8 protein-coding genes and 4 pseudogenes are annotated in these 13,227 nt (G+C 49.1%); 5 read left to right on the top strand and 7 right to left on the bottom strand.

The window, feature by feature from the left end; genetic code table 11:
* The coding region (locus GSQ70_RS03660; protein WP_199257220.1) for an F-box protein at window positions 1-548 on the top strand (548 nt) is incomplete at its 5' end.
* A gap of 1,207 nt (window positions 549-1,755) precedes the next feature.
* Here GSQ70_RS03660 and GSQ70_RS03665 read toward each other — a convergent pair.
* A pseudogene (locus tag GSQ70_RS03665) lies at window positions 1,756-2,393 on the bottom strand (IS6 family transposase).
* A gap of 48 nt (window positions 2,394-2,441) precedes the next feature.
* Between GSQ70_RS03665 and GSQ70_RS03670 the strand changes: the two are divergent.
* Window positions 2,442-2,669 (top strand): hypothetical protein, encoded by a 228-nt coding sequence (locus GSQ70_RS03670; RefSeq protein WP_158781249.1) that lies wholly within the window; start codon window positions 2,442-2,444, stop codon window positions 2,667-2,669.
* A 59-nt stretch (window positions 2,670-2,728) separates the two neighbouring features.
* A complete protein-coding gene (locus GSQ70_RS03675) occupies window positions 2,729-2,893 on the top strand; it encodes a hypothetical protein (protein WP_158781251.1) in 165 nt (54 codons plus the stop codon).
* Window positions 2,894-2,960: 67 nt separating this feature from the next.
* On the opposite strand, the gene GSQ70_RS03680 is transcribed toward GSQ70_RS03675, so the two are convergent.
* A complete protein-coding gene (locus GSQ70_RS03680) occupies window positions 2,961-4,160 on the bottom strand; it encodes an RHS repeat-associated core domain-containing protein (protein WP_158781254.1) in 1,200 nt (399 codons plus the stop codon).
* Window positions 4,161-4,262: 102 nt separating this feature from the next.
* Window positions 4,263-7,241, bottom strand: a pseudogene (locus GSQ70_RS03685) (Tn3 family transposase).
* A 294-nt stretch (window positions 7,242-7,535) separates the two neighbouring features.
* Between GSQ70_RS03685 and GSQ70_RS03690 the strand changes: the two are divergent.
* Window positions 7,536-9,674, top strand: coding sequence for an AAA family ATPase (locus tag GSQ70_RS03690; RefSeq protein WP_158781256.1), 2,139 nt, complete (start codon window positions 7,536-7,538; stop codon window positions 9,672-9,674).
* Between the two features lie 511 nt (window positions 9,675-10,185).
* Here the strand turns inward: GSQ70_RS03690 and GSQ70_RS03695 are convergent.
* A pseudogene (locus tag GSQ70_RS03695) lies at window positions 10,186-11,281 on the bottom strand (IS91 family transposase).
* Between GSQ70_RS03695 and GSQ70_RS25910 the strand changes: the two are divergent.
* Window positions 11,162-11,542 carry a hypothetical protein gene (locus GSQ70_RS25910; RefSeq protein WP_233268626.1) on the top strand — a complete coding sequence of 127 codons (381 nt, stop codon included), beginning with the start codon at window positions 11,162-11,164 and terminating at the stop codon, window positions 11,540-11,542. The pseudogene GSQ70_RS03695 and the gene GSQ70_RS25910 overlap by 120 nt on opposite strands.
* On the opposite strand, the gene GSQ70_RS26320 is transcribed toward GSQ70_RS25910, so the two are convergent.
* The 3 genes and pseudogenes from GSQ70_RS26320 to GSQ70_RS03710 form a co-directional block, all read right to left on the bottom strand.
* Window positions 11,448-11,798, bottom strand: coding sequence for a sigma factor-like helix-turn-helix DNA-binding protein (locus tag GSQ70_RS26320; RefSeq protein ID WP_370521030.1), 351 nt, complete (start codon window positions 11,796-11,798; stop codon window positions 11,448-11,450). The two genes, GSQ70_RS25910 and GSQ70_RS26320, sit on opposite strands and share 95 nt — an antisense overlap.
* A gap of 49 nt (window positions 11,799-11,847) precedes the next feature.
* On the bottom strand, window positions 11,848-12,057 hold the full coding sequence (gene hha, locus GSQ70_RS03705) for a hemolysin expression modulator Hha (protein ID WP_158781260.1): 210 nt from the start codon (window positions 12,055-12,057) through the stop codon (window positions 11,848-11,850).
* Between the two features lie 531 nt (window positions 12,058-12,588).
* A pseudogene (locus GSQ70_RS03710) lies at window positions 12,589-13,227 on the bottom strand (hypothetical protein); the annotation flags it as partial.

Below are 13,227 nucleotides of genomic sequence, written 5' to 3' on the forward strand. Positions count from 1 at the left end.
CCACAGGCCTGGCGGGCATGGTGGCCGGCGGAGTATTATTACAGGGGAGGAGGCGAACGCTATCCAGTGTCAGGCAAACAGAACGCTCTTCACCCATAATGAGTTTACCAAACGAATTAATTTATAATATAGCCAAACGCCTTTCTGTTAAAGATTTACGTAATTTTGGGGAAGCACACCACCAATTCAGAGTAATAGCCGACTACTTGATGCCAGCCAAGATACAGCAATCGCAGATAAACAGCCAAAAGATATTCAATGCTATAGCAAAAATGCCATTGACAGAAACGCAGGCAGCATTTCTGGATGAATTGAGAGAGAATGTTGGCAGGTTCATTAACTCCCCAAGTCAAAGGGGGATTGTACTTGCTGAGGAGCGATTTAGATTTAAAAATTATCTTCGCAATAACAAGATGGGTTATGAGGAAAAAATTGTGAAATGGGATATAAAAAGTCGATATAAGCGTCTTTACGGGCAGGATGCAAAATATCAAATACGTGAGGAGAATTTCCGTTCACGACCCCGCACATGGTGGGATTGGATTTAGGAAAATGATTATACAGAATTTAGCGCACTGAATTTTATCTCACTATATGCCCCCTGGTCTGGTAGGCGGGCTGTTATTAGCTCAATGTGTAACTTATTAAGTTAGACAGAATCAGGCGAAGAGGGTTTATTTTTTTTTCAGGCGATTTTAGATGGGATTTAATAACCGCGTCAATCATTGCTCGGATGCTAAGCTAATAGTTACCAATTTTTTCTCATGCAAAGATAGAAACAAATAAATAACAATTATACAATGGGATTCTGATAACACCTTACCTAACTTTCATTAAGGTGTTATTCGTCAATATCAGGCACCCTGCCAATCTAAAACAACAAAAATAAATTTATAAACCTATGTTCTGTTGAATGTTGCTAACACCCCGTTTTTCGGCTCGGATTAAATGCAAATGAAGAACGCCACTGGCTCACATAAAATGATATTCGACTCGCAATCAGCCAGACAAACTCGCATTTAATTTTGACTGGCTCACATTAACTGCAAATGAGAAAGCGTATCATTTGGCTCCAGATGTCGAATACTGGTCGTTGCGTAATACTGGTTTAAACCCTTATGAGGCGGCATTATTGTCTCATCACATTGTCCATTTTGGGCAGACCCAAACTGGACGGCTAATATGGGTGCAAAGGAAAATTTCATTTCCACTTAACGTGAGTCCAGAAATTTTGATTGCGAGTCCGACCGTTTTCGATTGCGAGCCGCAACAGTTAATCACCAAGTGAATGTGTCTGAGTCAGGAAAAACTATTCCTAAGTGCAGTTGAAAATATTTCACCTAATGGCAATATATGCATATCGTCATTAGGTTAGATATGCGCTTTTAATGGTGCTGAGATTGAAAAAAAGAACCCGCTTCTGTCGCTGTTGACAAGCCTCAGAGCAAAGCGGGATGGCTAATCTGGCCTAAGACATCTTCATATGCATCGAAATAATATTTCTTTTCCGAAAAGATTGGAATTTTTTTAAAAAAATTAATTTATTTAATATTGTTATTTATCATTGTAAACCTCAAGGATTTATGCCTTTCGCGCCTTAAACTGCTGGTCAGAAAATTTTACTTTAGCCGGTTGCCTCGCCATAAATGTCAGAACGTAGCGCCCCCTTCGGTACGAGTACGGCTGCTTTGCAGCCTCAACCGGGATCTGTCGCGTTAACGGAGATAAGATGATCAAATCTGCGCTGCCTGTTTTTCAGGCAGCCAACAGATAAAATTGTTCTGCCGGCGACAATCCTTCGCCAGCTGGATGATGAAGCTGTCCTTTACGGAGCATGTTTACCAGCTCAATTCCCGCAAGTATGGTCTGTGCCCGACGGAATGATTTGAATCCCAGCATCGGTCGCGTCCGTCGCTTGATGTTCCGATGATCCTGCTCCACAAGGTTGTTCAGATATTTGTTCTGCCTGTTCGTGATGCTTTCTTCATCCGTTTTGTCGGCATTGAGTGTGGTCAGCGCTGCCGTATTGGCGCCACTTTTATCAATGGTTACCACCTCCGGTTCGCCGTCAGCAGGAAGTCGATGGTCTGACCGTCGGTATCAACAGCGCGGTACAGATATTTCCACCGGCCTCTGACTCTGATGTAGGTTTCGTCCATTCACCAGCGGCGACCGACGGCACGTTTATGCCGGCGAAACGCCTTATCCTGCAGGGGCACCATGCGGATAACCCACCGGTGAAGTGTGGAATGATCAACAGTGATACCGCGCTCCGCCATCATCTCTTCCAGATTACGCAGGCTCAGGAAATACGCCAGGTACCAGCGCGCGCATTGCGCGATAATATCGACGGGATAATGCAGGCGTTTAAAGGTTTTTCGGATCAGGGACATGGCCAGGCAACATCGTAAAAAAATAGTATGTTACCTGACGACGCCTTAATGCGACAGAATCCGGATGATCCGTCGCAGGTGGGGCCGTTGCTCAGTCAGACTGGCAGCACGGTCACTCAGGTCACGGCTGACGGGGCTTACGATGGGGCGCCCACTTACGGTGTCATTGCCGGACATGGTGATGACATCACGGTAGCCATCCCACCGCGGTCAACTGCAGTGGCCGGAGAAATCACCGGCCCCCCCCCTGCCAGCGTGACAGGCACCTGGCGTTAATCAGGGAAAAAGGGCGACCGGCATGGCAGAAGGCCATCGGTTACGGGAAACGGGCACTGATGGAAACGATGATGGCGTGCTGGAAAACGCTTATCGGAACCCGCCTGCGTGCCCGGAGTTTTTCGGCACAGAAGACAGAGGTGGCCATCGGCGTGGCAGCTCTGAATCGTCTGCTGTCGGTGGCACGACCTCATTCTGTCCGTAAGCAGGTGAAATCCGTCTGAATTACAGTGGGTAAGGGGACGTTGCGATCTTCAGCCATCCATGCACCAACGCCACCTCTACGCCTTGTCAGTCCTCTATAACTCCTCCACCTCCCCATGATCGAATTAAGGCATCTAAGTGATTTATCGAATCGACATCAGGTTTGAAATGACCTGACTCATTGGTAACGTAAACAAGAGCCCGCCCTTTATTGTAATCAAAGTGAGTTATTCTTCCTGCAGAGATTATTTCAGCTGTCGGATCATGTTCTAGCATATGCATGATTGCCGGATGAGTGACGTAATCTGAACGGGATTGGTGAATCCAGTGACCTACCAGTAATTCTCGTTTTTCTGTGATTATGTATTTTACAACTTCATTGCTAAGCAGTTGATCAATCTTTGTTTTTGCGGAATAAGATTTTAGATCTTCAATGCTATTTATTTTTGCTATTTCCGGGTTTATTTTTTTTATACTTTTAATTTCATGGTCTAATTTCTCCGGTGCTAAGTTTTTATACCGTTTGAGCACGTTATAATGCAGATCCATCGGAGATGATATTTCCGGGCGGTTTGTTCTGGACATCTTAAGAAGAGTCCTTCCAGACTTAGTCGCAAGCGCTGCTCCGGCAGCCATACCTGCAATCCCCGTAGCCATGGATACCCATCCCAGCACCGATGATGCTTCCGGATTCACATCCTCAGTTGCCCCGCTGGCTATCCCCGTGACGTCTGCCGCAATACCCAGCCCCCCCACAACCAGCGCCGTGGTTGAGGCTGAACTCACTGCGGCTGCCACACTCCCCGCTGCCGCAATGGCACCTAAAGCCGCTCCCCCGGTCAGTAACACGCCGATGGCGCCCCCCACTATCCCCAGAATACCCTGCCAGCTGATATGACCGGTCGGGTCGGTATGGTTGACCGGGTCCCCTGCACAGTAGGCATAGGGGTTAATCCCGCCAGCCCCGAACGGACTCAGGCTGTCCGGGCAGTTAAAGCGTCTCAGTACAGGGTTATAGGCACGATAGCCGTTACCCAGATGATAGGTGCTGCTGACGGGGTCAGGACGCTCACCGTTAAAACCGGGCAGGCCGTCGGTGGGATTACCGTTCCCCCAGGGAGACCAGGTGTGAAGCTGTCCGCTCCCGGCGGCCGGATTGCGTGACCAGAGCGGGCTGTTGTTGTGACCGCCTGCGGTCAGGGTGAGTCCTGCGGGGCCGGCCACGCCCAAGCAGGTGTGCCCGAGGCGAATAAACCGGGTGGCTCCGGCTGCTGGCATGAATGTCATAATGCTGCTTCCCTGTATGGTCTCAGTGAAAAATATTATTGCAGGAGATTGTTAGCTGGTCCACTGAATGGGCTCCGTTTGGGAAACGGAAAATATTGTACGTTAAGGTTGTTTTTTGTACTGACTAACATCAACTGGCCGCAAAGGACAATACTTCCCTTCAGCCAGTTTTTTGTTGGTTCGCCAGATATAGTCTCCCGTCAGATTAATGTGTTCCCAGCCCAGCGGAGACAAGTGTGACAGCAATTTTCATTTAGTGGTAGCCCCTTCTTTTTCAACAGGTTAATGGCATTTTCTATATACACAGTATTCCACAATGTGATCGCGGCTGTGATCAGCGTAAGGCCACTGGCGCGGTAACTCTGGTTTTCCAGACCACGATCCCTTATTTCGCCCAGACGATGCATAAAGACGGCTCTGGCAAGCGCATTGCGTGCTTATCCTTTGTTCAGACCGGCCTGAACCCTGCGACGCAATGCAGGATCGCGGAACCAGTCCAGCATAACAGTGCCCGTTCGATGCGTCCGATTTCCCTCAATGCTTTTGCAAGGCCATTTTGTTTAGGATAACTGGCCAGTTTTTTAATCATCAGCGATGCGGTAACAGTCCCCTGTTTTATCGAGCTTGCGAGGCGAAGTACCTCATTCCAGTGCGTCTCAATGTCTTTAAGATTCAGTGGAGTTGTGGATATCACAGATTGAAGTCCCGGATAACGCTCAGCCTTTCCATGAATAAAAAGCCGCTTGTCATGAAGATCCCGGATCCTTGGCGAAAAAGCGAACCCGAGCAGATGCATTAGCGCGAAAACATGCTCAGTGAAACCTGCGGTGTCGGTGTAATGCTCTGTAATTTCCAGATCAGTTTCGTGGTACAGGAGACCGTCAAGTACGTGGGTAGAGTCACGCACGCGGCTGATGACTTTGGTGTAAAAGGGGCTGTATTGATCCGAGATATGCGTGTAAATCTGCACGCCTGGTTTCTGCCCGTATTTCAGATTGACCTGACCCGCATAACGTCCGTGACTGCCCACCCGAAAGTTCTGCCCATCAGATGATGACGTGGTCCCATCTCCCCAGAATGCAGCCAGAGGCCGCTTTTTCTGAGCATTGACCAACTCGGCCAGCGCGGCTGAATAGGTTTCATCTCTGACGTACCGAGCCTGAATGCCCTCCAGTGACGATTTTGTCGTTCCCGGACAGCATTCAACCATTTTTGTCAGCCCCAGATTGATGCCATCGGCAAGGATGGTGGTCAGTAACAACTTTCTGTCTTTTGGTCTGACGTGATGATTTTTAAGATGCGTGAAATGGCGGGTAAAAACGGTCCAGCCGTCCACTTCATCCAGAATTTCTGTAATTTTAGGGTGAGGCAGCATGCCATAAACCAGATCGGTAAAAGGTGATGCTGCAGAAGGGACACTGTTATCCAGCGGGGTAATTTTCACACCTTTATCCGATATATCAACATCAGGCAAATCCCCGGCCAGCGCCATCGCATTCACTTCCTCCAGGCGCGAAGCCAGAAGCGTCATACGGTTCCTTATGTATTCATGGCAATCGGTCGGAATGGAAAGGGATAGCTGATTATCCCGGAGTGATTTTTCAAAATCGTCAGATGGGATTAGATAATCATCGAAATTCCGGTAACGGCGCGATCCTTTTACCCAGATGTCACCAGAACGTAAGGCTCACTTCAGCTCATTCAGCACGCAAAATTCGTAATATTTTCGGTCAATGCCGGAGGGCGTGATCACTACCTTGCGCCAACTTTCCGGGATGAACCCGATTGGCGCGGAAGGCGGTACTTTTCGGAGTTGTTTGCGATACATCTCTCTAACCGTATCCAGCGCGTCACTGAGCTGCATTGCGGCGGGTGCTGCCATAAACTGCAACGCGGACAGCATCCGGGGGGCATATTTACGCAGCGTACTGTATTTTTCTGTGATCAGATGAAGCGGGTCGAAGTTGTCTTTACGTGACAGAAACCGCGTTTCCTCCACGCTGTTGATGAATTCCTGCCAGGGAAGGACATCTTCTATTGCTATCCAGGGGTCTTCACCGGATTCTCTGGTGTTAAGTAATGCCTACCCGACGGTAACGTACTGCTTCAGCTTGCTCTGAATAAGCTTTCCCGTTTGCTGAAGTCGTTCGGCCTGCGTTTTGCCCTGCTGAACAGACTACCCAGAATACGTTCGTGCAGGTCAATAACTTCGTCAGTCAGAGTGGCCCAGGCTTCCAATATAATACAAACCAGCGAGGCATAACGGCGGACAGCCGTGAACTTAGCCAGATCCCGGCTACTCATTTTCCTGCCTTCGCGTGCGAGTTTCATGAGCCGGTTCTGGTGAACGGAAAGCGCAATGCCGTCAGGCAGTGCCAGCGACTCAATCGAGTTTAACCGGTCAATATGTTGCAGGACATTCTTACCATTAATTTTTCCCGGAGGCTGGAGCAGCCAGGCCAGCCGTGAAGGTTGCTCACCCTCAGATACCAGCAGACGATCCAGCGCCGCTTTATGTCCCGGCTCAAGCTGCGCGGTCAGCGCAGAAAATACCGCCCTGTCTGCAAGCGTAGTTGTTTAGGCCAGAGTTCGCTCTATTACATCAACAGAAGGGAAAATGACATTATTATTGTGGAGCCAGGAAAGCATTTCCTCCGCAAGCAAAAAGCCTTTGTCTGTCCGCATGGCATGGGGATAAAGGTGGCGAATGCAGGTTTTTTGTAGCGCCCGGTTGAAGGGGGATAATTCCATGTAGCGGTAGAGTTCAGCCAGATGTTCCCAACGGGTGACCTCTCTTGATGCATACTCGGCCCACAAATCAGGCTGAAGTTTCAAATGAGCTGCAAGCCGGGAAACAACCCCGTCGTGAGGGGACGCATTCTTGTCGGGAGGAAACTCTGGCCTTCGTAAATAGCAGAGTAAAACAGCAAAGCCTAAAAGGTTTGCGGGTCTGCGGTGTTTATTAATAAGCGCGAGGTCATGTTCACTCAAAAAACACATTCGCGTCAGAAGAACGTCATCATCCGGCAAAACCAGTAAGCGTTCTTTTTCTTCACTACTGAGAATTTGTCTCCGTGGCATAAATGCTTCCTCTGCATATAGTTCCAGAATGATATGGCCTTATACTGACCGAAACCGGTTGTTTTAATACACCTCCGCAGCACCTCTCTCAATGCCTGCGAGCTAAAAATGTTATTACAAGCAAATATTTCCAATGAGAAACAATTTTTTCAGCTCTACGTCACTCACGGTGAACACTGATGTACTTTACCTGAAAATGAAACGGTGCTTATATGTTCTGGATTCAGCATGATTAATTAATCGGGCCTGTTATATAAGGGATCCGCTCAGCGTCTTTGCCGTAAAGGATTGAGTATGGAAATTGAAATTAATTGCTGTAATAACATCGATAAAGCAAACATCACTCTGGTTGAAAACAAGTTAAATATTAAGTTTGCTCCTAACGGCACGGGAAAAAGCACCATTTCCCGCGCGATTCAGTGCACAGTCAACGGGGATGAGCAGGGGCTGAGTGACCTACTTCCGTTCAGATATCGTGGTTCTAATCCTGATGCAGTCAGGCCAGGCGTAACCGGCGCCGATGGTCTGCAGAACGTCATGTGCTTTAATGAAAAATATGTCGATCAGTTTACTTTCCAGCCGGACGAACTCGTAAGCAACAGTTTTGATATTTTCATCAAAAGCGAAGCGTATCACGAGACAGAACGTGAAATTGAAGCCATGGTCGTGGCCATACGGCAGCAGTTTGCTGATAACGCCGGGCTTGAGGAATTCATCACGCACCTGGGGGAGCTCAGCGCGGCGTTTAAACTGAGCAGTACCGGGATTGCAAAAACCTCCACAGGAATGAAAGGCCTGTCTGCCGGTAACAAGCTTCAGCACATTCCTGAAGGCCTGGAATTGTATAAGCCATACATCCAGAGTAAAAGCAGCGTGGAGTGGATTGAATGGCAGACCCGGGGATATGAGAAATTCTCCGCGCTTGCTGAAGGCTGCTGTCCGTTCTGCACCGGTAACTCCCGCGAAAAGGCGGAGCAGATTGGTCGCGTCAGCACAGAGTATGATAAGGCCGTCATTAAAAACCTGATCGGCCTGATTGGCGTGCTGGATAAACTCGGTGAATATTTTTCAGAACCTGCCCGCGCCCGCCTTGCCGATATCACCACACGGAAAAGTGGCCTGGAAAAACAGCACGAAGAATATCTTGTGACGGTGAAGAAACAGACAGACAGCCTGATTGGAATGCTGAATACCCTGAAAACCCTCAATGGCTTTACGTTCAGCGCGTCAACCAACGTTAAGGCGGCGCTGGAAGCCTGTCGCCTGGACGTGAAGTTTTTCCCGGAGCTGCAGTCAGATAAAACGGCCAGCACCGTGGCCAGCCTTAATGCCTCCCTGGATGACCTCACGACGCAGGCCGGGCGCCTGCAGGGACAAATCAACAAGCAGCGCCAGGGCATGCAGAAGCTGATCCTCAAGCATAAAACCGACATCAATACCTTTCTGGCTTACGCTGGCTATCGTTATCAGGTGGACATCACGGGAGAAGGCGATAAATGCCGGCTTAAGCTGCGCCACGAAGATTTTGACGGCTACGTCAGCGGCGGCAGCCAGCATCTCAGCTATGGTGAACGTAATGCCTTTGCCATCGTCCTCTTCATGTACGAATGCTTGGCTAAGAAGCCGGACCTGATCATTCTTGACGACCCGATTTCATCGTTTGATAAAAACAAGAAGTTTGCCATTCTGGAGATGCTGTTTCGCCGCAATGCCGGTGAATGCCTGAAAAACGAAACGGTATTGATGCTGACTCACGACGTTGAACCCATTATTGATACGCTGAAGTCCGTCAGGAAGCTGTTCAGTAATTTGGTTACGGCCTCACACCTCCGCTACAGCTCAGGCTGCATCACCGAGCAGCTCATCGGCGAAAGCGACATCCGCACCTTTGCTCAGATCTGCCAGTCCGTTACTGACTCTGACAGTGAAGACGTGATAAAGCTGATCTATCTTCGCCGGCATTATGAAATTATGGACGACCGCGGTGATGCCTATCAGGTGCTGTCAAATCTCTTTCATCACCGGGAAACGCCCATTGACAGCCGTGAACCCGTTCAGCAGGGAGTGGGATACCCTGAAATGGCCGCAGAGAAAGTCGCTAATGGCTGCCAGGCAATTGCCTTACGGATACCCGGATTTGATTACGCAGCGACTCTTGTGCAGCTAACGGACCCAGATCGTGTTCGTGCGCTCTATTCTCTCTGCCGGAGTGGCTACGAGAAACTGCAGGTATTCAGGCTGCTGCAGACCGGACTCGAAAATGCGGTCATACGTAAGTTCATGAACGAGACCTACCATATTGAAAATGAATTTATCTGTCAGCTGGATCCCGCCCGGTTTGATCTCATTCCTGAATATGTCATTAGAGAGTGCGATGCGCTGATACTCCATCCTCCGTCTGCGAATGACGATGCTATGGAAGAAATTGCCTGACTTGTCGGAGTCATAGGGCGGTAACACGCTTCAGTTTTCAATCCGGCTCCAGTCAGGTCCTATCACAGCCAGCAGGCGGTTACGGTCCGTTATCCGGATTGTTTTCCCCTGCTGCAGTGACCGGATAAGCTTTCGTGCCTCGCGGCTGGGCCTGACGTTCAGAGAGTGCGGAACCTTGTCTCTTTCCGTATAGCACTGCAGTCCCTCACGCGTGGACAGCGTCTCAAACCGCAAATGATGGCCTTCCGCAATAAAAGCGGCATGGCGTGCCGGGCTGATCCAGTAAAGCGCTTCCTGCATATCTTCCCACGCCCGGCGTAGCAGGTACAGTGAGGCGTTCAAGTATAGGAAATTGAAACCATTTCTGCCCTAGAATGGTGTGGTTGAAATTTAACCATGTTTCTATTTATATGCTAGAGAGACCATCTGCGATCTGCAGGCTTGTGAAGAGTTGTGTTTTTTCAGGTTGTTTTTCAGGCTGTAAGAGTGCACAAGGCGGATCTTCCCTGCGTCAGGCCGGGATGTACCTCATCAGGCTTATCTCCCGGGCGTGGAGTTTCAGTTCCTGTACATTCAGGCCAGCCACCGCGCGGCGGTACGCCATTCGCCCGCCGCACAGCACGCATTCGAACGGATCACGTCGCAGGAACTGCTTACTCATCTGTGCGTAGCAGACCTTCGGTAGCGGTTCCGGTTTTTCCATCCCCAGCGCGCTGTAGACCACCGGCAGCTTTTCTCCGCACACTCGGTTGGCCAGAAAACCAAAGTAACGCACCATCCGGAAGAACTTCTCCGGAATGTGCTGTTTCAGCCGCGCCACTATCTCACGCTGTGTCAGCGTTTCCGTGGCCTGCTCACCGGTGTTGTGGTCGTGGTAGCGGAAGCTCAGCGTGGCGCCGCCCGCATAGTGCGCCAGCCGGGAGCCCGCTATCGGCGGCTTTTTCAGGTAACGGCCAAGGTATTTCACGGTGTTTTTGCCACCTGCGGTCTTTTTGGACATGTACACGTGCCAGTAATCGCCCCCGGCGGTCAGTATCAGGCTGCGCCATTGTGATTCGGTGCTGATATGTGACAACGAAGGGGGGATTGCGACGCCTTCGGACCAGATGCTCAGGAGTAACTGGCGGATATTCCACATCCAGCGGGCGCGCATGGCGTCCTTACGGAAGCTGATTTTTTTCCACTTTCCGTGCTCGTTGATACTGCCGCAGGTGACGGAGACGTGGACATGGGGGCGCCAGTTGAGTCGCCGGCCGTAAGTGTGGATGGCGCAGAAAATGCCGATATCCAGCGCCCGTTTGCTGGCGGCGTACAGCAGGTTATCGACGGCGAGGCGGCAGAGGTCGTTAAGCAGCCATCGGTTGACCTCAAACAGGGGCCAGAGAGAATCGGAGAGGGTGAAGACCAGGAGTATCCAGTCGCAGTCCGGCAGGCGGTTAAGCTGGGCAGCAATCCACAGTTTTACCACAGGAGGGGCAGGCCCGGCTGTGGCAGGCGTTGGTGATGTATTTAACATGCCGGCAGCCGGGATTATCGCAGTCGTATTCCTTCACGCCGCTGATGCGGGTCCCGCAGGCGAGCATTTTGGTGACGGCTTCGACTTCGATATCGCGCAGACCGCCGGCGTCGAGGAAGGACGTCCAGCACTGGTTAGCCGTGAACTAAGCTCCTGGACTGAGGTGAATAAATATCCGTTCATTTTGGCAACTGGAGGTCATGTTAGCGCGATATTAAATCTTGAACCTGCGACCATCAGTAAAATTTGTAAGTTTCTTACACAAGCGGAGCATCAAACCTCTGTTCAGCCGTGGCGCCGGAAAAATCTGGGATTCCGGCGTAGAACCCCTTATGTATGGCTGATGAGCTAATGTTCAGTTGCTCCGCAATTTCACGGTAAGTCAGAGCCTCATTAAACCGAAGGCTCAGTGCAGTGAAGATCCAGGGGCTTCTGTTGTAAGGCGTATTTTTGTCAACACATGGTGTCCATGTTCGCGAAAGTGTCCGTGGTAGGAAATGCGGGAAATAATAAAAGATGGTATGAATGCGAAGCTTACGTTTTATTCTCAGATAAAGTGATTTGAAATGTATTTTCATTCTCACGGAATGTGGTTTGTAAAGGGGCATTTATTGTGCGTCGGAGTGATCATCATTGCACGTCACTACAGATAGCTACCTACCTAATAAACGTCCAGACAGATGAGGGCACTTTGTCATAAAGCTGGTTCATCGTCAGTTCAGCAAGTCGATGATCGGCTGCCCCATAAAAAAACACCAGTTCATGATCGCTGAGTTTGTCACTGATGGATTCGATCACTTTATCCAGCGTGACGGTTGATGTGCAGTGACGTAGTTTACAAAGCCAGTCTTGTCTGGTTTTTGTCATGTGCTTTCCTTAATTAACTCTCTTGGGCGGGTATCCGAAATCCAGTCTTCCTATGAGATGGTCATATGATATCACTAAATGCCAGGGGATTTTACCCGTATTTTTATGTAAACTATATATTTCTCTCTTTTCTTTTTTAAAAATCGTTTATTCGGCCGCTGATTATCTGATAATATTCACATTTCTGTCCAAATTATAAATAGGTTCTTCACATGAGATAAATTCAAGATACCCATATAAATTGATTCTGTCATATTTATGATAATACTCCCAATCTAGACATAGTTAGAGTTTTGAACCTTCATGTCCGGTGCAGATTGTCACCTTTCTAGTAGAGGTGATCATATATAAGCTTCTGTAGGTGCGAGAAGTTTCTTGTTATCGAAGTGTAACTTTCTGCCCAAATTCTACGGCGCTTACAATGGTTTTTTACATAAGTTTTGGTAGGGGTCCGACCTAACAGATACCTTTATAAATGACCGGTTACTGCCAGATCGGAACTAAAATACATCATCCGATGATTAACAAACTTTAATTGCCCGCCCTGCAGACCACCCCGAATGTAGAAGTAGTGGTATTAACAAAATGTCCACCTGATGAGGGTTTAAAGAGATAATGAATGCCATCGGTATTTTGTTCATTCATCCAGTAAAAATGGTTATTAAAACCAGCATTGTAAGAACTCATCGATCCCCACTCACTCCAGAGCCCCCCCAAGGTACCACGCTTCCCGCTTACCTCAAGCGAACCTCCTGTAAGCTGAAAGACCGAAGGTATAGACGCATTATTATCTGCACAATAAAGAGAAGCATCCTCGAAGGTTTTTTCTTCTGAAGGGGTATACCAGCCCGTGAGAGTGAAATCATACTGGGCAACTTTTATTCCATTGGAGTTAGTCACGGTTATGCTGACAGGACCAGTACTGCCGTCATCACTGAAAGTTACCTCTCCACCATTTGTAACAGTTATCCAATTTGCAGTGGATTTCCAGGTGTAATCCGTCGGATTACCTTGACTCAACTTCAACGTAAATTTAGCTCCCTTAAATCCCGTAGTAGGGAAACCAGCATCGGCTTTGTACGTATAGCTGTTTACAACAACGCTTTCAATATCCACGTCTCCCGCGATGACGGTGACGTGGCCGGTGAGGCTGCCCACGGCCGCACTGTT

It is taken from the genome of Pantoea sp. BAV 3049, from assembly GCF_009765445.1.
Lineage (GTDB): Bacteria > Pseudomonadota > Gammaproteobacteria > Enterobacterales > Enterobacteriaceae > Erwinia.